Source organism: Streptococcus sp. 3.1, assembly GCF_016648915.1.
Classification (GTDB): Bacteria; Bacillota; Bacilli; order Lactobacillales; family Streptococcaceae; genus Streptococcus; species Streptococcus salivarius_E.
Map to the genome: position 1 here is coordinate 23,340 of NZ_JACLQV010000007.1, position 24,127 is coordinate 47,466.

Below are 24,127 nucleotides of genomic sequence, written 5' to 3' on the forward strand. Positions count from 1 at the left end.
TATCTTACCTCATTTCGTTTAGTCGTTCTTTTAAAACTTGATAGTAGCGTCTTGATACATGGACCTGCTTGTGGGTCTGATAGAAATTCACCGTACTAGTCCCCGAAAAAGACTTCTCTAAAGAATAAATCTGCTTAGCATTAACAATCGTCGATTTGGAAATCCGACAAAAGGCAATCGGGAGCAACTCTTCTAATTTGTAGAGCTTTTGCTTCACCTCATAGGCCTCATCCTTGGTATGTCCAAAAATCTTTTCCCCGTCTGTTTCAAAAAAGAGAATATTTGCCAAATCCAGAAAATATTCGCTTCGATCCTTGTAAAAGGCTAAAGGAACTAACTTTTGCTTTAGAATAGACTCTTGGAGCTGGGCCAATTCCTGTGTTAACCGAGGAGCTCGAATCAAGATTTCAGGCTCATCCATGGATGGGTCCAATTCGATTCTAACTTTCATAATACTCCTTTCTTGTCCTTTTGATGCTTCCATTATAACAACTGCTTTACACAAAACAAGGCCTTTTAGGTAAGTGGCACGGTTTAGCCCCTAAGAGGTAATAACAGACAAACAAAAGAACCTGGCTGTTGCCAAGTTCTCATTTTTAGTGTGGAGGACTCCCTCCCATTTGTAATCTGTTCAATGCTGACTAACTGGGCAAGCAACTACTACTTCACAGTATCTTCACGACTCACTTTTTGTGATTCACCAGCCTTACCATTGATACGGTAGTCGCTGTAGTTAGAACCACTACTGCTAGAGTCGCTATCGTCACCAACATATTCCACATTACATGACCAAGAGATTTTATCTTTGATATCTCCTGATGACTTAAATTTCGAATCATAACCATAATAGAAATCATAAACTGCTGTGAAGGTCACCTTGAAGGTCTTCTCACCAGTCTGAACGACTTCTGTGACGTCAACGTCTGAGAAAGAAATACTATCAGCAGCACGGTTTTTAGCACCCGTAGTATTTCTATCAATATCAGCTGTTACATCCTTGTACATGGTATCATCAGTACCATTAAGGAAAATGTCGGATACACCATCTGGTGTTGTGTTGTGATTAGAAGCGTAGCTACCAAATTTACCGTAGGCAGCAGTCAAAAGACGATCTGCCGTATCACGATCAAGAACACCATCAGCATCTAGAGTAACCGTTTGACCTTCAGAGAGTTTCTTAATAGACAGTGTCTCTGTCTTGATAGAGCTACCATCTTCGAAATTCTTCTTAACATAAACGGCTGATGATCCAGCTACTGCTACCTTGTTAACATCTAGTTTCCCTGAGTTAAGGGTTCCAATCTTGGTACCACCAACGTAGAGGTCTCCATCCTTAAGATTAGACTTAACAGTAAAGCTAAGATACTCTACAGAAAGATTGACTTCTGTTTTAGAGGTCACATTTTCCTCAGATGAGACAGTGATATCTTGATCATTGACCTTACCAGAAGCCACAAAATTGTAAGTTCCTGGATAGAGATGGTTCAATTTAGCCGTGTAGTTATTGCCATCTGTAGTCGCATAAGAAACCCCGTTAATAGTCACATTCAAATCAGCTGTATTAACGGTTAAATCAACCGTTCCAGGATCTACCACGACTCTCCACTTAGGAAAAATAAGGAACTGACGCCCAACCTTTTGCATACGTTCGCCAGACAGGAGTTGGCTCTTGCTATAGGCTTGTGTACTTTTAGTGTCTGTGTACTTGACTTCGGATGTTTTAATTTCCTTTTTAGTATCAGACCATACTTGGTATTCCAAGCTATCTTTAAAGCTCTTCTTAGCTGCTGCTTCATAACGCTCTGCTACTTGACCACGTGAGTAGTAATAAGAACCAAAGCCGTAACTAGCAAGCGCTAAGACTGCTGCAACAACACCAGCAATAATCAGGATTTTCTTTCCTTTAGCCATGGCTGGCTTGGCTGGTTTCGCTGCCTTACCATCTGAGATAAACTGATGGATGGTTGACACATCATAACCTGAAGACTTACCAAGTAAGAATTCCTCAGGGAGAGGCTGACGTCCAACATAGGTTTTAAAAGCCTTCATCCAGATGGCTTGTGCTTCTTTAGAAGCAGCCTCTGAATTTTTTTCAGTTTGACCTTGATCTGCTTGAGATACTGGTGAAAGCTCCTTAGTTTCTAAAGGAGTCGTTTCCTCTTCATCACCAAGCGGTACATCTTCAAACACTTCCTCGGCAACGTCATACTCATCAACTTCTTCTGTTGGTTCAGAAGGAGTGGCTTCTTGGTCCAAGCCCATTGCCGAAATGCCTTTAATAGCCTTTAAGTCAAAGTCTGCTTTCTGGCCTTCTTCAATCTCCAAAACATGGGGCGGACGACCAACTGCCTTTTCAAATAAATCAATCCACTTTTCTTTTGTTGCCATAAAGACTCCTATAAACTTACTTTTTCAAAAATTGCTAGATGTTTGCTTAGAATAGAAGACCTACTGTAAATGATGACATGATAGCAAATACGATTGCAAACAAGATTGACAAAATCACACCATTCAAAAGTGCTGCCAAAATCATTTGATAGAACTTATCAGCCTTCCACGCTGTTGTTACAGGAACAATTGTAAATAGATTAGCAATTGCAAATAAGAAGTAAACAACATAGAACAAGAATCCTGGGAAGGCAACAAGTCCAATAGCTCCCAACAAGATTGTTACAAGCAAGATTGGCAAGGCTAATGATGTCAAACGACCAAAACGATCAAAGCTATTCAAGAAAGTAGTCTCAGGGTCACGGAAGATGGCCTTACGTGTCACAAATCCTGCCAAGATAAAGGCAAAGATAAAGAGGAAGGCAGCTAGGATACTTGCGAAGAAGGCTCCAAAACCAATGCTAGATGTATGACTTGAAACTGGAGATGAGTAAGCATCTGTTCCATAAGAACCAAACATACTAGACAGTACATTTGTGGTTGACACAATTGAGCTAACAACTTTACGTGCAACAGCGCTCAAAATTGCAAAGAATGCAAGTCCAGTCAAGAGTGACAAGAAGATGTAGTTAAGCCAACCATTGTGCTTACCATAATCTGTCATGTCAGCTGGACGACGCCATGCATTAAGCAACCATGTCCAATAGTTTTTGAAAGTTGTCGCAAATGCTGATGGTTGTGCTGGAACAACTACAGCTTGGCCATTGATAAATTGAACATTTTGACCTGGTTGAAGCGGTTGACCGTTAGCAAAAGCTGTTTGTTGACCAGCTTGAGCATTCGCAAAACCAGCTTGTGGTTGCACTGCTTGATTTGGCACTCCTTGTACTGGAGCAGTTTGAGCCCCTGCAAAGCTTGGTTGTGCTTGAGCAGCCTGAGCATTTGCAAAAGGAGCTTGCGGTTGTGCTTCTTGTGCACCAGCGAAAGTCGGTTGTTGTTGCGCCTCTTGTGCACCAGCGAAAGTTGGTTGTGGCTGCGCCTCTTGTGCTAGTGTTTCTTGGGCACTAGCGAAAGCTGGTTGAACTGGCGCTTCTTGTACTGGAGCAGTTTCTACTGCTGGGGCGTCATCTTGGAACTCACCAGCTGCAAGTGCTGCTGCAATTTCTTCTTCAGTCGCTGAACGACCATTGATGGCTTCAAAAAAATCTAACCAATCTGCTTTAGTCATAATAATCTCCTTAAAAATACATAGAATGACTTTATTTTATCACAAATAAAGCCATTAATAAATGTCATTTTTATTAGAAAAAGGTTCGGAGCAAACTGTCCAAACCTTTATAACTTCTTATTTACTTCTTTGTAGAGATTTTTGAATCTGACGATCTAGCTCACGTTTAATGTGTGGTTCTGGTGCAAATCGCGCTTCCCAATCACTTGGTTTAAGAATTTTGTGAGTCACAGGATCAAAGTGAGCTTTGCCATCTGGGAAAATTTTACCCATATTAGCCTCATGAACCGTATCAAAGAAAGGCTTAGGATCCACACCCATAAGGACAAATGAGCCATAGGTCAAGTAAAGCAAGTCAGTCAATGCATCCACCTGACCAACCATAGTTGACTCTGAGTGCTCTTTAGAACTAACTTTGAGCGCTGCCTTGTCAAGAGCAGCATGCAAATCCAGAACAGCCTGACCAAAGACACGCTTGTCCCCACCTGATGAAGCATAGAGGAATTCGACAATTTCTTCCAACTTGAAGTCCGAACGGTGACTAGCTTCCTCAATACCGTAAACACGAGGCATATCGGTAGTTGAGCCATCCATCAAATGGTGGAAATCCTTAACCTTGTTGAAATTGTCATCATCACTGGTAAATGAATTCTCTGTTTCAAAGTGAATCAAACCATAGTGTGACAAGGCTTTGGCAATCCCATTCTGGTTATTAGTATCAGTGACATGGGTAGCCTGGTCTTTCAGTTCGTCTTCACCATTTCCCATGGCAACACCAACGCCAACGCCAGACAGCATTTCTAGGTCATTTTCCGAATCCCCAAAGGCCATAACCTCACTGAGTTCGAAACCAAAAACCTCACCTAGATGAGCAATACCTTTCAACTTAGATTGATTCGCTGAAATAATATCGGCTGAGTAAGGACTTGAGCGGGTAATCTTCACATGAGGAAATTTTTCTTCAATATCTTGTGTTTCACCCACCGTCGCTACCATAACTACCTGATAAATAGGCTCACGCATGATAGTTTTAAGGGTTTCAATGCTTTGTGGCTTGAAACGACGAATCAAAGACTTGAAACTACGCTCCACCATCTTAGCCCAGGACTTAGGGACAATACGACTAACGATTTGCCCAAACTTACTCGTCCCCATACTGATAATATTGGAACCAACAAGACCTGTACTAGTCCCTAGAGAAATCTCTCTACGGTGCTTGGTGGCATAGCGAATCAAGTTGTAGACTGTTGATTTAGGGAGCTGGTTTTGATAAAGGATCTTGTCGTGAGTCAAAATATACTGACCGTTATAAGTGACTGCAAAATCCAGACCTAGATTGTCCATGAAAGGCTGGACAAATCCTGGACCACGACCTGTTGCCAAACCAACTAAGATACCATCTTCCTTCATTTGACTGATGGCTTTTTTGGTTGAACTAGACACGCGTTTTCGGTCATTTAGAAAAGTCCCATCAATATCAAAAAAGACTGCTTTAATGGCCACAGAGCTCCCCTCCTTCTAACATTTTATGCTAAAATAAATTATAACATAAATATGATAGTGAGTAGTATAAATGATAAAAAAAATCCTAGTCCTTCACACTGGAGGGACCATTTCCATGTCAGCGGATAATGATGGCAGGGTCAGCCAAAACGCTGATAATCCCATGAACCATGTGGGACTTGATTTAGATAATTTAGAACTAACCGTTCTCGATTTTCTTAATATCCCAAGCCCACATATCACACCCTACCACATGCTGGATATTTACAAAAAAATCAAGGAAACAGCTGGTCAATATGATGGTGTGGTCATCACTCATGGGACAGATACCCTGGAAGAAACAGCCTACTTCCTAGATACCATGGCCGTCCCTGAGATTCCAATCGTTCTAACTGGTGCCATGCGTTCGTCAAACGAGCTAGGAAGCGACGGGGTCTACAACTATCTATCAGCCCTACGTGTTGCCAGTGATGACAAGGCCGCTGACAAAGGAATCCTGGTCGTGATGAATGATGAAATCCATGCAGCCAAGTATGTGACTAAGACCCATACCACAAACGTGGCAACCTTCCACACACCAACCCATGGTCCACTAGGCATCATCATGAAGCATGATATCCTCTGGTTCAAAACTGCTGAGCCTCGTGTTCGCTTTGATTTGGAACAAATTACAGGAACAGTACCAATCATAAAAGCCTATGCAGGGATGGGTATTGGAGATGGTATCATCAGTCTCCTGGATCCTGAGAAGATTGACGGTGTCGTCATCGAAGCCCTGGGTGCTGGAAACCTCCCACCACTAGCTGCAGGAGAAATCACAAAGCTTATGGACAAAGGAGTCCCTGTTGTGCTCGTCTCCCGCTGTTTCAACGGTATCGCCGAACCTGTCTACGCCTATGAAGGGGGTGGGGTCAAACTCCAAGAAGCTGGCGTTATGTTTGTTAAAGAACTCAATGCACCAAAAGCTCGCCTCAAACTCCTCATTGCACTTAGTGCAGGACTAAAAGGCCAAGAATTGAAAGATTATATCGAGGGATAAGACATGAAACTTAGCATTGAAGCAACCGATAAATTGGAAAATAAAGATTTCCACTATGAACTAACCATCTCAAAAACACATATCGCCATGGTCTGTGGTACCGTGCTAGCCAGTCTAGCGCTAGTCGCATGGTTGAAGAAAAAATAAAAAGCTTGAAGCATGGTCACCAGAAAGGTGACTGAACTGCTTCAGGCTTTTAGTTTTCTTCGTCAGGTCTATATTCAAGAATATCTCCTGGTTGGCAATCTAACTCCTTACAAATGGCATCCAGAGTCGTAAAACGGATTGCCTTGGCCTTGCCTGTCTTAAGAACCGAGAGATTGGCTGGGGTAATACCAATCCGTTCTGCCAGCTCACCCGAGCGCATCTTCTTCTTGGCAAGTTCAACGTCCAAATTGACAATAATCATAAGCCCCTCCTAAATCGTATACTCATTTTCCTCAGCAATGGCATTAGCCTTAGTCAAAATCATAGCGACAGCATAGAGGACAAAGCTAACTAGCAAATAACTGATGTTAAAGAAACTATAACTCTGGTTGCCTGTTCCAAACGTAAAAATACCATTATTGATAAAGGTCCCAAGGACTAGCAAATGCGCTGACCAACGAACCAACTTAGCATTTTTAGCGATGAAAATATCAGAACGATAAAGGTTAATCAGAAAGGCACGTAGGCACAACAAGAAACCTATGTTGACTACCATACGAAGGAAATCAATGATTGCTGTAAAAATTGTCAGACTAGGGCCCTTGCTTGTTACAGTAACTCCTGAGCCGAGAAGCATACGCAAACCTTGTTGTAAGAGTCCTTCATGACCAGTCAGGATAAAGGCATCAGTAAGAATGGTAATAACAAGACTTAAAAAGCCCGCAAAAAGGAGGACATTAACGAACAGGAGAATACTACGTAGACGTTTCTGTTCTTGCGTTTCCTGACGATTTTTAGCACTTTTGGCCGATCTCCAACCATAATAACTAGAGCCAGCCAAGGCTAGGATGATTAAAAAATAAAATAAGATAGTTGTCATGTGTTACCTCGATTGTAAATTCATTTGATTTCTTTGAGCATAGACTAGAAAAAGCCAAGGTGCCTCTAGGAGCCCTTGACCTCATACTAAATCATTAGCTAACTATTAACAGTATCAATTATATCGAATATCAATATAAAATACTAGTTTATAGGTAAGATTTTACTACTTTTCAACTAAGATTCCTTCAATTATTTGACAGCTGTTTGTCCCTTACGAAGACGGACAGCATCACAAGCTAGAGAGACCAAGAGGAGCCAGACTGATGTGCTGAAGTCCACTACAAGGTGATTAGTCGTTCCCAACTGCAGGAAGATATTCAAGGCTGATGGCACAAAGGTTAGAAGAGCAGCCTTTTTCAAGAAGAGAGAAAAATCTTCTGTCCAAAATGCCTTCCAAGTAAAGTCTTTAAGCTCTTTACGAAGGAGACAAAGCAAGGCAAGATAGAAGGCGAATTGTAACTCTGAGACTAGCCAGTAACCCCATCCAGAAAGGTAATGAACCTCAGCACCTGGAAAAAGATTAGTCACATCCACAAAAGGAAGGATAAGTAAAGCAAGCATTGCAAGACCGTAGATTGCCATAAGAAGAATAAGAACAGCGTTGATGATTGATTTAAGTGTTTTCATGATAAGTATTTCCTTTATTAAATAGTTTTTGGTATATAATTTCTCTGATACTGTCAATAAAGTTCATTCTATCACGATCTGCTAAACTGCCCATAATTAAAGGCAAAGCAAGTGTAGATAAGGCACCGATAATACTTAGAATTAATCCTACTATAAATAAAAAGTACTCAGGTATAAGAAAGCGTCTAATTTGAGATAATACTGAAGAACTTTTTTTACTCTCCATAATAGTACCTCAACCCACTAATACTCAAGTCTACTGTAAAAATATAAAGAAGCAATATACAAAATTGCATAGTAGACTACAAATAATAACATAATAAGTAATATACTACTATTAAAAGACATATGACCTAACACATTAACATAACCGTTCGGAAACACATATTTTAGCGAAGCAAGTTGTGGAGCTATAAAAGAAAAAAGTGCAAAAATAATTCCTACAAGCATAGTGAATCCATTTGTCAAGATAATTGATGCCAGACTGGCAACTAATAAACACAACAAAAATACCAAAATAGTCCCTAAAATACTAATTACCGTATACTGTACATCATCAATTTTGGAAGGCCAAAACCTACCTGATGTATATGGTTTATGAACCAAATAAACATAATAAGTAAACAATGATGAAAAGAAAGTTATTACTATATACAATATTTGAAACAATAAAATCGCTCCTAACTTTGCATTTAAAATAACTTTTCTACTAATATCTTTGTAAAGATACATAATACCACTTGTAATTTCATCCCTAAAAATCGTACTTACAATATAAATAAAAACTACTAATGGCAAGGTCATTTGGTACTGAGTAAATAAAACTGCACTAAAAAACTCTAAAAAGCTTAGTGACCCTACTGGGGCGCTCAATTGCATAAAATTGGTATTAAATAATCCTACAACAATTAATAGCATTGGGAAAAAGCTAAAAGCTAACGCAATTTTTGATTCTTTTTTCTTCAACAATGCTTTAAAAAAAGGTAATGTTAAGTAATTCATTCCTATTCCTCCACAAATAATCTTTCTAAACTATCCTTTTTTGATAAAACATTATTAATTAGCTTAGCAACTGCAAGTTGTTCCAAGATACTATTTAATGCTTCATTATTTACAGAATTATCAATTTCAATATTATTTTCACTATACTTTAAGCTATATTTTTTCACAAGATTCTCTATCAAATGATTATCTTCATCTCTGAAAATCTCATTCAGCTCTATTATAATACTATTTTGCTCCGTACTGATTTTATCATCAATTATCCCTGATTCAATGAAAAGATAACGTGTACACAAGTCTTCTAATTCTGCTAACTGATGACTAGATATTATCATTGATGTTTTATTAACTTTTGACCATTGTTTTAAAATTTCCAATAAATTTTTAACACCAATAGGATCTAAACCCACAAAAGGCTCATCTAACAACACAAATTGAGGTTCCGTAACAAGAGCCAATGCTAAAGCAGTTCTTTGTTTCATACCAAAAGAAAAATCTATAGGTTTTCTATCTTTAGCTTCCCAAAGTCCGACTAATTTCAGTATTTTTTCGATATTATCTTGATACTGTTCTTTCTTATGAATTTTAAGATATAACTTTAAGTTTTCTTCAACACTAATTTGTGGAAAGAATACAGGTTCTATCATGATTCCAAAATCTTTAAGAATATTATCTTCTTTAAAAATGTCCCTACCATTAAAAAAAACATTCCCTTCTGTAGGATTTTGAGATTTTGCTAATATTTTGAGCAAAGTACTCTTCCCTGAACCATTTTTACCTACTAAACCTATAATATCTCCCTCTTCAATCGTAAAATTAGCATTTTCTAAAGAATAAAAAGCATTACCCTTATATTTTTTTCCTAACCCTTTAACTTCAATTATTGCCATTTTTCTTCACCATACGTTCCATAACTTTTATACTAATATACTCTACCAAGAAATAAATTAAGGCTACAAATACAATTTGAGAAGGCTCAATTAAACTATTATTTATCTTGATATACATTTCTCCACTTGTTATTGTATTTTTTTGAATAAAACTAGTCCAGACACTAGAAACTTTTAAAAATAGCCCTATAAAAATGTAAGCAATTAAAGAGATTGCTGGAAAAATTCATCAATGTCTTGCTTCTGGGCTCAGAAATTAAGTAGTTCTGTGGTAAACTGAGTCATAGAAATAAATCTCTTTCTAGTAATGTGTTGCAACTCTACTATAACGGATTTATTCCTTTTTGTGTTTACACAACTTATTTTACACTATCATTTCTCTTTTTCGCGAATAAGATTATCTTTATCGAAAACTTATTATCGTTTATCGATAATTATATAGTACACTCTTAATTTCTCCTTGTCAACACATTTTTATCGTTTTTCGATATTTTTTATCTAAAAATCAAAAAAACCAGTCAAGAAAATCTCAACTGGTTAGCTTACTTATGTTAATCGCCTAGACTGGTCATACTTCCGTCTAGACTTTTTATGAGTTTAAGAGGAGGGATTCTACGTTATGAAAAAAAGGAAAAAGGGATTTTGGAAAATGAGGGATGAAAGTTGTAGAATATGGGTAAATTTAGCCTCTTCCTAGCATCAATACTAGTTTTGATAAACCTTAAAGTCTTGAGGATGCTTCTGGAAATTTCGATTGTAGGTTACTTTAATTTTTACTGTCATTGTTTTGTCCTCCTTTTTAGGAATGGTTTGGCCTAGCCAAAACGTTTTATTATCAAAAACTATCTCGTTTTGATGGTTTTATTATAGGTGTCCTAACTTAAAGAAAGCTTGTAATAAGCTTGAAGGAAACTTAAAACTCTCAGTGAGTTTACTGAGAGTTTTTCTGTCTAAAGCATAGATAAAATAATTCCCAAGACCAGAGCCACCCAAACGGCATAGCGAATTGTCGCATGATAGCGGTAACTTTCAATAACCTTGGGTAGCTTTGTAAAGAGATAGGCAATGTAGGCAACTATGGAAAGAAAATACCCTTTAAAATTCCAGGACGAGCCTAAGATACTAAAATCTTCGAATAGGGGCACAAGCATCAGTACAGCCGTAAGCATACACCAGACCGGCAAAAGCGTCCTTTCCTTTTGATGCTGTATATGGATAATCAGCTGAGCTATAAAACCCGCGATGTACATAATCAGTAATACCGAACAAACTAGAGAGATAAGAAGTGAATAAAGATATAGGGTATGAAAGTCCGTCTTTCCTTCTATCAGCTTTGCCAATTCGGTAATAAACCAAATCAAGATGAAGGCGAAAAAATAAAACAGGAGACCTAACATCATAAGAAATAAGGGATGCAAGATAGCAAAAAAATCGATTTTTAACCGTTTCTTTTTCATGGGTTCCCTCCTCAATCAAACTCGCCTTGACTTCTCAAATGAGCTCCTAGCACCTGCCAATCAGGATTCTCGCGCCAGTTAGGGTCAGATACAATTTGGCTGGCCACGCGCCTTGCTTCTTCTAGGATATTATAGTCTTCCACAATATCAGCCACTTGAAATTCAGGAATTCCTGACTGACGTGTTCCAAAGATTTCTCCTGAACCACGCATTTTAAGGTCCTCTTCTGCTAGAACAAAACCATCCGTAGTCTCACACATGGCCTGCATGCGTTTTTTACCGGTATCATTTTTAGGATTAGCCACCAAGACACAGTAGGACTGCTTATCTCCACGACCTACACGGCCACGAAGCTGGTGAAGCTGGCTAAGTCCAAAACGATCCGCATCCATAATGACCATAACCGTAGCATTTGGCACGTTAACCCCCACTTCGATAACTGTGGTTGATACTAAAATCTGAGACTTTCTGTCCTTGAAGTCCTGCATAATTTGGTCTTTTTCATCATTTTTCATGCGACCGTGCATCAGAGCTACTGTAGCTGAATCACCAAAGAAATCTGTGAGTTCCTGATGAAGGGCCACCGCATTTTTCAAATCGAGAGCCTCAGACTCTTCAATCAAAGGTGAAATAAAATAGACCTGAGCATCTTTGTCCAACTCGCCCTTAATCCAAGTCAGTACGGTATCTAGTTGCTCATGTTTAACCCAACGGGTAATAATGGGCTTACGTCCAGCCGGCATCTGGTCAATGATTGACACATCCATCTCTCCAAAGGCAGTGATCGCCAAGGTCCTAGGGATAGGTGTCGCTGTCATCATAAGGACATCAGGATTGTCACCTTTCTCACGAAAAATACGACGTTGATTAACCCCAAAACGGTGCTGCTCATCAGTAATTACTAGCCCAAGCCTGTGATAAGTCACAGCATCCTGAATCAGTGAGTGAGTCCCCACGATCATCTGAGCCTCCCCAGATTCAATTTTGGAAAGAGCTACTTTTTTGTCCGCTGCCTTCATCCCAGAAGTTAGGAGCACTACCTCTAGCTCAGGAAAAAGCCCCTGCAAACTCTGATAGTGCTGCTCTGCTAAGATTTCCGTCGGTACCATGAGGGCAGACTGCAATCCTGCCGTGTAGGCTCCATACATGGCAAGGCTAGCGATAACTGTTTTCCCTGAGCCCACATCTCCTTGCAAGAGACGGTTCATATGAGCCCCAGATTTCATATCAGCTAGGATTTCCGATAAACTGCGCTGTTGGGCTTCTGTCAAGGGAAATGGTAATTCTGCAATTTTGTCTTTGATTTTAGCTTCATCGTAAGCAATTGCTAGACCATTGGTTTCGGACTTATTCTCAGCCTTCAGCACCTGTAAGTTCATCTGGAAATAAAAGAGCTCCTCAAACTTTGTCCTACGTAAAGCCTGCTTATATTCAGCCAAATCTTTCGGAAAATGCATGGCACGCACAGCCTCTTGGCGTCCCATAAGACGATACTTGTCCATAAGCACCTGTGGGAGACTCTCCTCCAACAAATTCAAGGCCCCACTATCAAAAGCTGCCTTTATAGCCTTTATCAACTGGGCCTGACTAACGCCCTGGGCCACATGATAGACTGGCTGCATATCGTCCTCAACTTGAGCCAATACTTTCATACCAGTCACAGCCGACTTCTTCTGGTCCCATTTGCCAAAAATAGCCACTTCTGCCCCCATCTCAATCTTGTCCACAAGATAAGGTTGGTTGAAGAAACTAATGGCAATCACTGCTTCTCCTTGCTTGATTTTAAAACTCAGACGATTCCGTTTAAAGCCATAATACTGCACATTGGCAGGTGTCACCACCGTTCCCGTAATAACAGCCTTTTCGCCATCCATCAGTTCAAAGATAGACTTACTCTTAAAATCTTCATATCGGAAAGGAAAATAAAGCAAGAGGTCCCCAACCGTGTGCAAATCTAATTTGGTAAATTTTTCAGCGGACTTAGGACCAAAGCCTTTCAAATCCGCAATTGGTGAATCTAGTTGAATCATATCCTCTATCATTTCTATCGTGTTCTTCTCCTCGTGAAAGAGGAAGCCTTATCAGCTATTATAACACATGAAAATGGTCTTCACTAAAATCAAAAAATCCAGTATCAAACTGGATTTCTCTTTATTTATATTAGTCATAGCTACGAGGTACACGATCACTAAGCAAACAAAGGACTTCGTAGTTGATAGTGCCACGTTTTTCAGCCACCTCTGTCGCAGTGATGCTTGCTCCCCCATTTTCCCCCATAAGAGTGACAGGAGTTCCTAGGGGATAAACCTTAGGAAGTCGAACAGTGATCTGGTCCATAGACACACGCCCAACAATAGGACAAAGCTGGCCATCCACAACAACGTGGAAACCTTGTAAATCTCTGGTCCAACCATCCGCATAGCCAATCGGAATGGTTCCAATAACCTCATCAGCTGTCGTCGTATACGTTGCACCATAACCCACATCTTGACCTGCTGGCAGGGTCTTAACATGAACAAGTGCTGTCTCCAAGCTTAAAGCAGGACGAATGTTATAGGGAAGGTCTAAAGCACTGCCACTAGGATTGAGACCATAGATGACGACACCTAGACGTACCGCATTAAAGACTGTTTCTGCATGCCAGATACTTGTCGCAGAGTTGCTAGCATGTACCAAGCGAGGGCGGTCCACCAAGTTATTAACCAAATCCGTGAAGAAGGCCAATTGACGCTTGAATTTACTATCATCTGCCTCATCAGCTGTTGCAAAATGTGTAAAAATACCTTCGACATCCGCACCAAGTGACTTCAGACCAGCAATCAAACTATCTGCATCTCCTTGGCTACGCACCCCAATGCGTCCCATACCTGAATCAATCTTAATATGACAGGTCAAACCAGTCAAATCAAGCCCTTGCTTCTTAGCTATTTCCAACCACTCAAGCGAAGCTACCGTCAGAGTGATGTTTTCTTGAATAGCCAAAGGAACCTCGTCTGGCAAGACGACTCCTAAAATAAGTATCGGTTGCTCTAAGCCAGCCTGACGGAGTTCAAGTGCCTCGTCTAGGTTGGAAACACAAAAACCATCTACCTGTTTAGACAAATGCTTGGCCACCGCAACAGCCCCATGACCATAAGCATTGGCCTTAACAACTGCAAAAGTCTTTACCTGTTTAGGGATGTGACTAACCACTTGTTCAATATTTTCTGAAATTGCTGATAGATCAACCTTTGCCAAGGTTGGTCGATGTAAACTTGAAATCATAAGCTATCCTCTTCCAACATCTATCTCTTAGTTTTTTTCTAAAATGACACTTGCCTGAACAAAATCACCGCTATGAGAAATCGAGATGAAGACATTGCCTTCAAAAGGCGACTGGGTCACCACTGGCGCGCCCTTGTCATTGGTCAAAATTTCAATATCCTTAAAGCCGACTGCTCCAATACCTGTACCCCAGGCCTTTGAAAATGCTTCCTTACCGGCCCAGCGACCTGCTAAATAGGATATCTGACGATTGCCAGAAAGGGATTCAAAACGCTCCCACTCTTTTGGTGTCAATACCTTTTTTGCAAAACGTGGATTGCGGTCATAAGCCTTTTTAACAGCTGAAATTTCCTGCAAGTCTATACCATGTCCAAAAATCATAATTGTTACGAAAGTCGATTGTGGATTTCACGAATAAGACTATCTGTCTTATCCCAACCAAGACATGGATCTGTGATTGATTTACCGTAAACTTCAGGTGTGTCTTGACGACCATCCTCAAGGTAAGACTCAATCATAAAGCCACGCACGGTATCCGCGATACGCTCATCCCACTCACGGTTAAGAAGGACTTCACGCACAATGCGAACTTGTTCCATGAAGTTTTTACCAGAGTTATCATGGTTTGTATCAACAAGAATAAATGGGTTTTCCAAATTAAATGCACTATACTTGTCCAAAGCCTTAACCAAGTCTTCGAAATGGTAGTTGACAATGTTCTGACTATTTTCATTGTTGGCACCACGCAAGATAGCGTGAGCGAGTGGGTTACCATCTGTTTTAACTTCAGCGCCATTGTAAAGGAAATGCTGTTGGTTCTGCGCAGCATAGATACCATTAAACATGACATTCAAATTCCCTGACGTTGGGTTCTTCAAACCAATTGTCACATCAATACCTGAAGCTACAAAGCGGTGTTCTTGGTCCTCAACCGAACGTGCTCCAACAGCGTGGTAGCTAAGCAAATCATCAAAGAAGGAAAGATTTGACGGATAAAGCATCTCATCAGCGATTGGGAGGCCTGTTTCAGTAATAATACGTGACTGAAGGTGGCGAACCGCCTTAACCCCAGCAAGAAGGTCTACATCACCCTCTGCATCTGGCTGGTGGATAAGCCCCTTATAACCGTCCCCATTAGTACGTGGTTTAGCTGTATAAACACGCATAACAATAAAGATTTTGTCCTTCACTTCTTCCTGAAGTTTGGCCAAACGGTGAGCATAGTCAAGAACGGCTTCTTCATTATCAGATGAACATGGACCAATAACCAAGAGAATACGTTTGTCCTCACCCTTGATAATTTTTGCCAAGGCCTCATCATTAGCCTGTTTAGTTACTAGTGCGTCTCCCGTAAGAGCATGCAATTTCCTTACTTCCGCTACATCAATCAGCGGACTATTTTGATGAATTCCCATCTATTTCCCTCTCTTTGTGAAAAGAGAGCGAACCGCTTGGTCATCCAAACGGTTCACTCCCCATATATGGTTTCTGTTACCTTATTATTTTGACAAAGTATCGTGGATTTCACGAATCAATTCTTCTGTCTTATCCCAACCAAGACATGGGTCAGTGATTGATTTACCATAGACATCTGGCGCATCTTGACGGCCATCTTCAAGGTAAGATTCAATCATGAAACCACGTGCCACTTTGTTGATTTTTTCATTCCAATCACGGTTAATCAAGGTTTGACGAACGATACGGATTTGTTCCAAGTAACGTTTACCTGAGTTATCATGGTTTGTATCAATAACGATGAATGGATTCTCAAGGCCCATTTGTTCATAGTGTTCAATTGTTTCAAGCACATCATCATAGTAGAAGTTAGGTACGTTTTTACCATATTCATTCGTTGAACCACGAAGAATAACGTGTGCCAATGGGTTCCCTGGAGTTTCAACTTCTTCACCGTTAAAGAGGAAGTTTTGTTTGTTTTGTGCGGCGTAGATACCGTTAAACATCACGTTAAGGTTCCCTGATGTTGGATTCTTCATACCAGTTGGAACATCAATACCTGACGCAACAAAACGGTGTTGTTGGTCTTCTACAGAACGTGCACCAACGGCAATGTATGACACAAGGTCATCTACCAAAGGAAGATTTTCTGGGTAAAGCATTTCGTCAGCAGTTGTGATACCAGTTTCAGTGATAACACGGTAGTGAAGGTTACGCACAGCCTTGATACCGTTAATTAGGTTTGGTTTCCCTTCAGCATCAGGTTGGTGTACAAGTCCTTTATAGCCATCACCATTTGTACGAGGTTTAGCTGTATAGACACGCATAACCATAAAGACTTTATCTTTAACTTCTTCTTGAAGTTTAGCCAAACGGTGAGCATAATCAAGAACAGCTTCTTCATTATCAGATGAACATGGACCAATAACCAAAAGCGTACGGTCATCTTCACCCTTGATGATTGCTTCAAGCTCTTTATCACGAGCTTGTTTCTTGGCAAGGGCTTCACCTGTTAATGTAGTTGATTCTTTAACTGCATCAAAATCAATTTTTTCACTTACTGCTTTAAAAACCATAATAATTACCTATTTTTTTCCTAAAATTGTTTACGACCGTGACAATTTTTAAATTTCTTACCAGAGCCACATGGACAGAAGTCATTACGACCAACCTTACTAAAGTCAATTTCTTGACCATTAGCATCTGCTTGGTGGGCCTGGATATTGCCTGTTGCTGTTGTCGAAACACGTTCATTCACATTTTCACGAGATTGCTCATGAATTTGTGCTTTCATCATTGTACGTGTCACATCATATTCAATTGCCCCAATCATATCTTGGAACATCTTGAACCCTTCAGATTGATACTCAACGATTGGGTTGTTTTGTGCATAACCACGCAAACCAACGGCATTACGTAATTGATCTAGAGCATCGATGTGGTCCGTCCACTTGTTATCAACAACCATCAAAATCAAGACTTTTTGGAATTCACGGATAGCTTCCTCTGAACGCAATTTCTTGATTTGACGAGCATAAACATCATCTGCTAACTCATTCAAGTAAACTTTAATAGCGTCATAATTAACACTACGTTTCGTTACCTCTCCCACTTCTTGTAAATCTTCAAGTGAGATGGCATTCTCAGGAACCAAGGCCTGACGAGCAAAGTTCAAGATACCTTTAAGAGCTTCCTCTTGATCATTGCGGCTGTGACCATCTACCGTACGGTTAATCGTACGCGTAATCATAGCCTTAATCTCAGGTTCAAGGTCACGTTCCGCTGTGATAACATCATAACGCTCAGCGTAGATGATTTCACGTTGTTCACGCATAACGTCATCGTACTGAAGGACTTGTTTACGAGTATCGTAGTTATTTCCTTCGACACGTTTTTGAGCCGCTTCCACTTGGCGTGTCAACATACGTGATTTGATAACAATATCCTCATCATCAGCATTCAAACGTTCCAAGACTTGCTTGATACGATCAGAACCGAAGCGACGCATCAATTCGTCTTCAAGTGAAAGATAGAATTGAGATTCTCCTGGGTCCCCTTGACGTCCCGCACGACCACGCAACTGGTTATCGATACGACGGCTTTCGTGACGCTCTGTACCAATGACACAGAGTCCACCAAGGTCAAGAACCCCTTCACCAAGTTTGATGTCGGTACCACGACCGGCCATGTTGGTCGCAATCGTAACGGCACCACGTTGACCCGCATTCATGATAATATGCGCTTCTTTTTCGTGGTTCTTGGCATTAAGCACTTCATGAGGAATACCTGCTTCAACCAACATCTTAGAAATCAAGTCAGATGTTTCAACGGCAACCGTACCAACAAGGACTGGTTGCCCCTTTTCATAACGACGTTTAACATCTTGTACCACAGCGCGGAATTTAGCATCCAAGGTAGGGTAAAGAAGGTCATCATGGTCAATACGTTGAATTGGACGGTTGGTTGGAATCGGAATGATTCGCATGTTATAAATTTCACGGAATTCATCTTCCTCAGTTTTACCAGTACCAGTCATCCCTGACAATTTCTTGTACATACGGAACATATTTTGGTAAGTGATTGAGGCAGATGTCTTCGTTTCTTCTTGAACTGGCACACCTTCTTTTGCCTCAATGGCTTGGTGGAGTCCATCTGAGAAACGACGACCTTCCATAGTACGACCTGTAAATTGGTCAACGATAAGGATTTCTTGCTCAGGACTGACCACATAGTCGATATCATGCAACATGATGTAGTTGGCACGAAGGGCGTTGTCAATATAGTGAGTCAAGGCAACATTGTCAATATCGTACAAGTTATCCAAGTTGAAGAATTCTTCAGCCTTGTCAATACCTGAGTCATTCAAACCAATCGTTTTCGTTGGAATATCAATAGCATAATCATCTTCTGTTAATGTCTTAACAAAAGCATCCGCACGATGATACAACTGATTAGTTTCTGAACTTACAGGACCTGATACGATCAATGGTGTACGAGCTTCGTCGATAAGAACTGAGTCAACTTCATCGACCAAGGCATAGTTCAATGGACGTTGTACCATGTTTTCCTTACGAACAACCATGTTATCACGAAGATAGTCGAAACCTACCTCTGAGTTGGTTGAGTAAGTGATATCACAGTTATAAGCTTCACGTTTTTCAGCTGGTGATTTGGCTGAAAGGTTAATCCCTACTGACAAACCAAGCCAACTATAAAGCTCACCCATTTCAGTTGCATCACGCTCTGAAAGGTATTCGTTAACGGTGATAACGTGCACACCTTCACCTGAAATAGCATTTAGGTAAACAGGCATTGTCGCAGTCAGGGTTTTCCCTTCCCCTGTACGCATCTCTGGGACGTCACCATGGTGAAGAACAATACCACCCATGATTTGCACACGATATGGGAAAAGTCCAAGAACACGTTTTGCCCCTTCACGAACAACTGCAAATGCCTCTGGCAAGAGTTGGTCTAGGCTTTCTCCGTTTTGATATCGTTTTTTAAATTCTTCTGTTTTTGCCTGAAGTTCTTCATCTGAAAGAGCCGCCATTGCATCAGCATAGCTCTCGACTTTCTTGGCAGTTTTTTCTAGTTTCTTAATTTCGCCTTTATCATTTTCAATGATTTTGCGTAATATATTTGCCATCTTTTTTCCTTTCGACAGTCTTTATCTCCATATTTTACCACAAAAGCCCCCTTTAAACAAGAAATCACTCAAGGATTGACAAAGAAAAAAGCCCTAGTTTAAGGGCTTTCACAATGGATTTGCAAATAAACGAAAACTTTTTTATTAGATTCACTGAAAATATCGACAATAATGCTTTAAAACTACTTCTTAGAGTTCTCTTGGCTCTCTAGGATATCCTCAAAATCATGCAAGAGATTTTCAAAAGCCTGCTCAAAGAAGACATGGTCGGTGCCGCTATAGGCCTTCATTATCATAGGGCTAGCTTCAAAATCAACGTAGAATTGATAGTCCAAGACACCATTTTTCCAGTAAAATTTGATGCTAGGGGAGGCTGTTTTTTCACCGCACATACCCGGAATGGCCCGTTGTAAGCCATAAATGTGATCTCCATAATCTTTCAGACGATAGTAAGCTCCCTCAAAATAATAGGATTTGCCGATTTCAATACGCTCAAATAGTGCAGCTAAAACTTTTTCATTACTCATACTTAAGCCTCGTTAGGGTGACTGACAATCATCTCCAATTGTCCATCAATTTCCCAATCTGTCACATCATTTGGAAGAATGAAGTGATCACCTTTTTTTAGACAATAAATGCGTGAATCAATAGTCATAGTCCCATTGCCAGAAAGTACCGAACAAAGAAAATAAGGAGCTGATTGCTTGAAGTCAACCAAGCCACTGAGTTTCCATTTATATACGGTGAAGAAGGAGTTTGATGTCAAACAAGTCGACTCTAATTGCAAGGTCTTAACAGTTGCTGGGATGCTATTTTCTGGGTCCCCTAAATTCAAGACATCAAGAGACTGTTGAATATGAAGCTCACGTTTATTGCCCTGATCATCCCTACGATCAAAATCATAGACACGGTAAGTGGTGTCGCTAGATTGTTGAGTCTCTAAAATCAGGATACCTGGACCAATAGCATGCATGGTACCACTTGGTACAAAGAAAAAGTCACCTTTTTTAACAGGAGTTTTCGACAAAAGTCCGTCCCAATCACCTGCTTCAATTAAGGACGCCAATTCTTCCTTGGTCTTAGCCTTGTGACCATAAATAATCTCTGCACCCTCTTCAGCATCAATAATATACCAACATTCTGTCTTTCCTAGCTCACCTTCATGCTCTAGTCCATAAGCATCATCAGGGTGTACTTGTACTGAGAGACAGTCATTAGCGTCCAAAATCTTTGTCAACAAAGGAAAAACACTAGTCTTGGGATTTCCAAAAAGTTCTGGTTTATCCTTGTAAAGTTCTGCCAGATGAAAACCAGCATACTTCCCGTTTTTGACATAGGATACACCATTAGGATGGGCAGAAATTGCCCAGTATTCACCAGTGTGTTCACTGGGAATATCGTAACCAAACTCTGTCTTAAGTCGATTACCTCCCCAGATTTTTTCATGCATTGGCGAATCTAAAAATAAAGGTTCCATTACATCCTCCTGTATAGAGCAAAACGCCTTAAGATCATGTCTTAAAGCGATTTTACATATTTTGCTTATTTGCGTGAGTGTTTGTCAGCTACATCTTTGGCAAGTGCAAAGTTACCAAGTGTCGCAGAGCCATTACCTGAAACAGCAGGTGTCACAATATACTCAGTCACGTCTGGTACTGGAAGGTAACCATTCAAAAGAGCTGTGAATTTTTCACGGACACGACGAAGCATGTGTTCTTGTCCCATAACACCACCCCCAAAGACGATAACTTCTGGACGGTAGAGCACAGTTGCCTGGACAGCAGCTTGAGCAATGTAGTAAGCTTGGACGTCCCAAACGTCAGAGTGCTGATCAATCAATTCACCACGAATACCTGTTCGAGCTTCGAGTGATGGTCCAGCAGCCAAACCTTCCAAACACCCACGGTGGAATGGACAAGTTCCGTTAAATTCATTGGAAACATCATTTGGGTGAAGAGGTACATATACGTGACCAGCTTCAGTGTGACCCATACCACCAATGAACTCACCATTTTGAATAGCACCGGCTCCAATACCAGTTCCGATAGTGTAGTAAACAAGACTCTTAACACCTTTACGAACAAGTGTCTCACCATAAGCAGATGAGTTAACATCAGTCGTAAAGTAGAAAGGAATATTAAACTCTTTAGCAATCAAACCAAGAAGGTCGACATTTGACCAATGTGGTTTTGGTGTTGAAGTCACAAAACCATATGTTTCAGAGTTTGGATCAACATCAATTGGTCCAAATGAACCAATTGCAATTCCAGCCAATTGATCTTCATAACGTTTGAAAAATTCAATCGTACGGTCAATTGTTTCGTAAGGTGTAGTTGTTGGGAATTGAGTTTTTTCAACGACTTGGAAATTTTCATCACCAACAGCACAAACAAATTTTGTACCACCAGCTTCCAAGCTTCCGTAAAGTTTAGCCATAGGTAAAGCTATCTCCTTTTATGATCAATAATAACTATTTATACTATTATAAATAAAAGCTAGGCAAAAGACAATCTAAATGAGACCTTGTTTAAGGAGGTACAGACTACTCTGCTTCATACTTTTCTTTATGAGCCATTTAACTAAAAAAGCCGAATTGGCTTCGACTTTTCTAGCTTATTATTTAACTGCGATGAAGTCTGCACCTTCAGCAACTGAACCAGTCGCTACTGATGAAACATCTTCGAAGTCTGCAGTGTTTGTAACGATAACCATAGTTGTATCGTCAAGACCTGCTTCAGTGATTACTGAGCTATCGAAGGTAGCCAAGACATCACCTTTTTTAATACGTTGATTTGCTTGAACTTTAGCATCAAATCCTTTACCGTCAAGTGAGACAGTGTCGATACCGATGTGGATAAGCACTTCAGCACCTTTATCAGATTTAAGACCGTAAGCGTGACCTGTTGGGAAGGCGATTTGCACTTCACCATCAAATGGTGCGACTACTTGGTTTCCTGAAGGTTTAATAGCGGCACCTTTACCCATAGCTCCTGATGAGAAGACTGGGTCATTAACATTTTCCAAAGCTACAACTTCACCTTTAAGTGGTGCAGCGATTGTTTCGGCTTGCAATGCAACTGGAGCTGATTCTGCAGATGCAATATCTTCAGCAACAACTTCTTTTTGAGCTTCAACTTCTTCCTCTTTGTAACCGAAGATCCAAGTAAGAGCAAAACCAAGAGCAAGTGTTACAAGTACCATGATCACATACTTAAGCACTTGACCGTTAAGGTAAAGAAGAGTACCAGGAACGATTGTTACACCAAATCCTGTACCAGCGAGGTTAAGGATTGAGGCCAACCAACCACCAGCAGCACCAGCGATAAGACCCATGATAAATGGTTTACCGAAACGAAGGTTAACCCCGAAGATAGCTGGTTCAGTGATACCAAGTACCGCTGAAAGAGTTGCAGGGAAAGCAAGTGCTTTCAATTTAGCATCTTTAGTTTTAACACCCACTGCAAGTGTCGCACCAGCTTGGGCAGTCATAGCAGCTGTGATGATAGCGTTAAGTGGGTCTTTACCAGTATTAGCAATGAGGTTAGCTTCAAGCAAGTTAAAGACGTGGTGAACCCCTGTAACGACGATAACTTGGTGAACTCCACCAAGAACAAGACCAGCAAGACCAAATGGCAAGTTAAGAATCCATTCTGTAGCAGCAAGAACATAGCTTTCAACAGTATGGAAGACAGGACCAATGATAAAGAGGGCCAAAGCTGACATTACTGCGAAGACGATAAGTGGACGCAAGAGAAGGTCAAGAACGTCTGGAACCCATTTACGAACCCATTGCTCGAACTTAGCACCAAGCAAACCTACGAAGAAGGCTGGAAGCACTGAGTTTTGGTAACCTACTACTGGAATAAAATCAAAGAAGTAAATTGGTTTAGCAGCACCTGATGCAACATCCCAAGCGTTAGGAAGGGCGTTGTTAACCATCATCAAACCAAGAACCAAACCAAGAAGTGGTGAACCACCAAATACGTTAAAGGCTGACCAACAAATCAAGGCTGGGAAGAAGGCGAAGGCTGTATCTGTCAATACAACTGTGTAAGTATAGAAATCAGTAGCAGCAAAAGCTTTTGATGTTGTACCGAACAAACCAAGAACTGTATCGTTATTGATTGCTCCACGGATACCCATGAAAAGACCAGTCGCTACGATTGCTGGAAGCAATGGAACGAAAACGTCACCGAATGAACGGATAGCACGTTGGAACCAGTTACCTTGTTTAGCAGCTTCTGCTTTTTGTTCGTCTTTAGATGCTGTTGGAAGACCTTGAGCAACGACTTCGTCGTAAATCTTGTTAACAGTACCTGTACCAAAAATCATTTGGTATTGACCTGAGTTAAAGAAAGCACCTTGAACTTTTTCAATGTTCTCAGCCTTTTCTTTATTGATTTTGTTTTCATCTTTGACCATCACACGTAGACGAGTCGCACAGTGAGCAACACTGTTGACGTTTTCACGTCCACCGAGGGCATCGATGACTTCTTTTGCAATTTGTTTGTTATCCATTTGCAAAATTCTCCTTAATAAAATTTGGTATGAAAGCGTTTAGCTTTTCTTTACGATAACTATTTTAGCATCTTTCTGCCA

24 protein-coding genes are annotated in these 24,127 nt (G+C 40.5%); 2 read left to right on the forward strand and 22 right to left on the reverse strand.

The window, feature by feature from the left end; translation table 11 throughout:
- Nucleotides 1-4: 4 nt before the first annotated feature.
- The 4 genes from H7U02_RS05430 to H7U02_RS05445 form a co-directional block, all read right to left on the reverse strand.
- Nucleotides 5-451, reverse strand: a complete 447-nt coding sequence (locus H7U02_RS05430) for a LytTR family DNA-binding domain-containing protein (RefSeq protein ID WP_110981088.1) — start codon at nt 449-451, stop codon at nt 5-7.
- Between the two features lie 209 nt (nt 452-660).
- Nucleotides 661-2,388, reverse strand: coding sequence for a zinc ribbon domain-containing protein (locus H7U02_RS05435; RefSeq protein WP_070437928.1), 1,728 nt, complete (start codon nt 2,386-2,388; stop codon nt 661-663).
- Between the two features lie 46 nt (nt 2,389-2,434).
- A complete protein-coding gene (locus H7U02_RS05440; RefSeq protein ID WP_073689911.1) occupies nt 2,435-3,616 on the reverse strand; it encodes a DUF6574 domain-containing protein in 1,182 nt (393 codons plus the stop codon).
- 117 nt (nt 3,617-3,733) lie between these two features.
- Complete coding sequence (locus tag H7U02_RS05445) at nt 3,734-5,119, reverse strand: Cof-type HAD-IIB family hydrolase (protein WP_073689910.1); 1,386 nt, start codon at nt 5,117-5,119, stop codon at nt 3,734-3,736.
- Nucleotides 5,120-5,192: 73 nt separating this feature from the next.
- Between H7U02_RS05445 and H7U02_RS05450 the strand changes: the two genes are divergently transcribed.
- Nucleotides 5,193-6,158: an asparaginase gene (locus H7U02_RS05450; protein ID WP_073688481.1), complete on the forward strand. Its 966-nt coding sequence runs from the start codon at nt 5,193-5,195 to the stop codon at nt 6,156-6,158.
- A 3-nt stretch (nt 6,159-6,161) separates the two neighbouring features.
- Complete coding sequence (locus H7U02_RS05455; protein ID WP_171966960.1) at nt 6,162-6,305, forward strand: hypothetical protein; 144 nt, start codon at nt 6,162-6,164, stop codon at nt 6,303-6,305.
- Nucleotides 6,306-6,354: 49 nt separating this feature from the next.
- Here H7U02_RS05455 and H7U02_RS05460 read toward each other — a convergent pair whose 3' ends face one another.
- From H7U02_RS05460 to H7U02_RS05540, 18 genes are all read right to left on the reverse strand, one after another.
- The gene (locus H7U02_RS05460; RefSeq protein WP_002884695.1) at nt 6,355-6,567 is read right to left on the reverse strand and encodes a helix-turn-helix domain-containing protein; all 213 of its coding nucleotides are present in this window, start codon (nt 6,565-6,567) and stop codon (nt 6,355-6,357) included.
- Nucleotides 6,568-6,576: 9 nt separating this feature from the next.
- Complete coding sequence (locus H7U02_RS05465) at nt 6,577-7,185, reverse strand: DUF2975 domain-containing protein (protein ID WP_201042915.1); 609 nt, start codon at nt 7,183-7,185, stop codon at nt 6,577-6,579.
- A gap of 191 nt (nt 7,186-7,376) precedes the next feature.
- Entirely contained in the window at nt 7,377-7,814 is a 438-nt protein-coding gene (locus tag H7U02_RS05470; RefSeq protein ID WP_022496192.1) for a hypothetical protein, read from the reverse strand.
- The gene (locus tag H7U02_RS05475) at nt 7,801-8,040 is read right to left on the reverse strand and encodes a hypothetical protein (protein ID WP_155123901.1); all 240 of its coding nucleotides are present in this window, start codon (nt 8,038-8,040) and stop codon (nt 7,801-7,803) included. Before H7U02_RS05475 ends, H7U02_RS05470 begins: the two co-directional genes overlap by 14 nt.
- A gap of 17 nt (nt 8,041-8,057) precedes the next feature.
- Complete coding sequence (locus H7U02_RS05480; protein WP_014632622.1) at nt 8,058-8,816, reverse strand: ABC transporter permease; 759 nt, start codon at nt 8,814-8,816, stop codon at nt 8,058-8,060.
- A gap of 2 nt (nt 8,817-8,818) precedes the next feature.
- Complete coding sequence (locus tag H7U02_RS05485; protein ID WP_155123900.1) at nt 8,819-9,706, reverse strand: ABC transporter ATP-binding protein; 888 nt, start codon at nt 9,704-9,706, stop codon at nt 8,819-8,821.
- A complete protein-coding gene (locus H7U02_RS11705) occupies nt 9,693-9,932 on the reverse strand; it encodes an Msa family membrane protein (RefSeq protein ID WP_398578091.1) in 240 nt (79 codons plus the stop codon). Before H7U02_RS11705 ends, H7U02_RS05485 begins: the two co-directional genes overlap by 14 nt.
- 724 nt (nt 9,933-10,656) lie before the next feature.
- Nucleotides 10,657-11,163 carry a hypothetical protein gene (locus H7U02_RS05490; RefSeq protein WP_201042917.1) on the reverse strand — a complete coding sequence of 169 codons (507 nt, stop codon included), beginning with the start codon at nt 11,161-11,163 and terminating at the stop codon, nt 10,657-10,659.
- Nucleotides 11,164-11,174: 11 nt separating this feature from the next.
- Complete coding sequence (recG, locus tag H7U02_RS05495; protein WP_260318441.1) at nt 11,175-13,205, reverse strand: ATP-dependent DNA helicase RecG; 2,031 nt, start codon at nt 13,203-13,205, stop codon at nt 11,175-11,177.
- A gap of 118 nt (nt 13,206-13,323) precedes the next feature.
- The gene (alr, locus tag H7U02_RS05500) at nt 13,324-14,427 is read right to left on the reverse strand and encodes an alanine racemase (RefSeq protein ID WP_110980997.1); all 1,104 of its coding nucleotides are present in this window, start codon (nt 14,425-14,427) and stop codon (nt 13,324-13,326) included.
- Nucleotides 14,428-14,454: 27 nt separating this feature from the next.
- Nucleotides 14,455-14,808 carry a holo-ACP synthase gene (gene acpS, locus H7U02_RS05505; protein WP_014635032.1) on the reverse strand — a complete coding sequence of 118 codons (354 nt, stop codon included), beginning with the start codon at nt 14,806-14,808 and terminating at the stop codon, nt 14,455-14,457.
- A gap of 5 nt (nt 14,809-14,813) precedes the next feature.
- On the reverse strand, nt 14,814-15,842 hold the full coding sequence (locus H7U02_RS05510; RefSeq protein ID WP_201042921.1) for a 3-deoxy-7-phosphoheptulonate synthase: 1,029 nt from the start codon (nt 15,840-15,842) through the stop codon (nt 14,814-14,816).
- A gap of 84 nt (nt 15,843-15,926) precedes the next feature.
- On the reverse strand, nt 15,927-16,958 hold the full coding sequence (locus H7U02_RS05515; RefSeq protein ID WP_002891816.1) for a 3-deoxy-7-phosphoheptulonate synthase: 1,032 nt from the start codon (nt 16,956-16,958) through the stop codon (nt 15,927-15,929).
- A 20-nt stretch (nt 16,959-16,978) separates the two neighbouring features.
- Nucleotides 16,979-19,528: a preprotein translocase subunit SecA gene (gene secA, locus H7U02_RS05520; RefSeq protein WP_110980998.1), complete on the reverse strand. Its 2,550-nt coding sequence runs from the start codon at nt 19,526-19,528 to the stop codon at nt 16,979-16,981.
- Between the two features lie 182 nt (nt 19,529-19,710).
- Nucleotides 19,711-20,055 carry a hypothetical protein gene (locus H7U02_RS05525; RefSeq protein WP_013991167.1) on the reverse strand — a complete coding sequence of 115 codons (345 nt, stop codon included), beginning with the start codon at nt 20,053-20,055 and terminating at the stop codon, nt 19,711-19,713.
- A gap of 2 nt (nt 20,056-20,057) precedes the next feature.
- Nucleotides 20,058-21,005: a mannose-6-phosphate isomerase, class I gene (gene manA, locus H7U02_RS05530; protein WP_201042923.1), complete on the reverse strand. Its 948-nt coding sequence runs from the start codon at nt 21,003-21,005 to the stop codon at nt 20,058-20,060.
- Between the two features lie 65 nt (nt 21,006-21,070).
- Entirely contained in the window at nt 21,071-21,964 is an 894-nt protein-coding gene (gene scrK / locus H7U02_RS05535) for a fructokinase ScrK (protein ID WP_004183453.1), read from the reverse strand.
- 180 nt (nt 21,965-22,144) lie between these two features.
- The gene (locus tag H7U02_RS05540) at nt 22,145-24,046 is read right to left on the reverse strand and encodes a sucrose-specific PTS transporter subunit IIBC (protein WP_002884626.1); all 1,902 of its coding nucleotides are present in this window, start codon (nt 24,044-24,046) and stop codon (nt 22,145-22,147) included.
- Nucleotides 24,047-24,127 lie beyond the last annotated feature (81 nt).

What these genes read in the sequence shown, in the direction of transcription:
- H7U02_RS05430 (WP_110981088.1), bottom strand. Translation starts at nt 451, where the DNA reads ATGAAAGTTAGAATCGAATTGGACCCATCCATGGATGAGCCTGAAATC.
- H7U02_RS05435 (WP_070437928.1), bottom strand. Translation starts at nt 2,388, where the DNA reads ATGGCAACAAAAGAAAAGTGGATTGATTTATTTGAAAAGGCAGTTGGT.
- H7U02_RS05440 (WP_073689911.1), bottom strand. Translation starts at nt 3,616, where the DNA reads ATGACTAAAGCAGATTGGTTAGATTTTTTTGAAGCCATCAATGGTCGT.
- H7U02_RS05455 (WP_171966960.1), top strand. Translation starts at nt 6,162, where the DNA reads ATGAAACTTAGCATTGAAGCAACCGATAAATTGGAAAATAAAGATTTC.
- H7U02_RS05460 (WP_002884695.1), bottom strand. Translation starts at nt 6,567, where the DNA reads ATGATTATTGTCAATTTGGACGTTGAACTTGCCAAGAAGAAGATGCGC.
- H7U02_RS05465 (WP_201042915.1), bottom strand. Translation starts at nt 7,185, where the DNA reads ATGACAACTATCTTATTTTATTTTTTAATCATCCTAGCCTTGGCTGGC.
- H7U02_RS05470 (WP_022496192.1), bottom strand. Translation starts at nt 7,814, where the DNA reads ATGAAAACACTTAAATCAATCATCAACGCTGTTCTTATTCTTCTTATG.
- H7U02_RS05475 (WP_155123901.1), bottom strand. Translation starts at nt 8,040, where the DNA reads ATGGAGAGTAAAAAAAGTTCTTCAGTATTATCTCAAATTAGACGCTTT.
- H7U02_RS05480 (WP_014632622.1), bottom strand. Translation starts at nt 8,816, where the DNA reads ATGAATTACTTAACATTACCTTTTTTTAAAGCATTGTTGAAGAAAAAA.
- H7U02_RS05485 (WP_155123900.1), bottom strand. Translation starts at nt 9,706, where the DNA reads ATGGCAATAATTGAAGTTAAAGGGTTAGGAAAAAAATATAAGGGTAAT.
- H7U02_RS05490 (WP_201042917.1), bottom strand. Translation starts at nt 11,163, where the DNA reads ATGAAAAAGAAACGGTTAAAAATCGATTTTTTTGCTATCTTGCATCCC.
- recG (WP_260318441.1), bottom strand. Translation starts at nt 13,205, where the DNA reads ATGATAGAGGATATGATTCAACTAGATTCACCAATTGCGGATTTGAAA.
- alr (WP_110980997.1), bottom strand. Translation starts at nt 14,427, where the DNA reads ATGATTTCAAGTTTACATCGACCAACCTTGGCAAAGGTTGATCTATCA.
- acpS (WP_014635032.1), bottom strand. Translation starts at nt 14,808, where the DNA reads ATGATTTTTGGACATGGTATAGACTTGCAGGAAATTTCAGCTGTTAAA.
- H7U02_RS05510 (WP_201042921.1), bottom strand. Translation starts at nt 15,842, where the DNA reads ATGGGAATTCATCAAAATAGTCCGCTGATTGATGTAGCGGAAGTAAGG.
- H7U02_RS05515 (WP_002891816.1), bottom strand. Translation starts at nt 16,958, where the DNA reads ATGGTTTTTAAAGCAGTAAGTGAAAAAATTGATTTTGATGCAGTTAAA.
- secA (WP_110980998.1), bottom strand. Translation starts at nt 19,528, where the DNA reads ATGGCAAATATATTACGCAAAATCATTGAAAATGATAAAGGCGAAATT.
- H7U02_RS05525 (WP_013991167.1), bottom strand. Translation starts at nt 20,055, where the DNA reads ATGAGTAATGAAAAAGTTTTAGCTGCACTATTTGAGCGTATTGAAATC.
- manA (WP_201042923.1), bottom strand. Translation starts at nt 21,005, where the DNA reads ATGGAACCTTTATTTTTAGATTCGCCAATGCATGAAAAAATCTGGGGA.
- scrK (WP_004183453.1), bottom strand. Translation starts at nt 21,964, where the DNA reads ATGGCTAAACTTTACGGAAGCTTGGAAGCTGGTGGTACAAAATTTGTT.
- H7U02_RS05540 (WP_002884626.1), bottom strand. Translation starts at nt 24,046, where the DNA reads ATGGATAACAAACAAATTGCAAAAGAAGTCATCGATGCCCTCGGTGGA.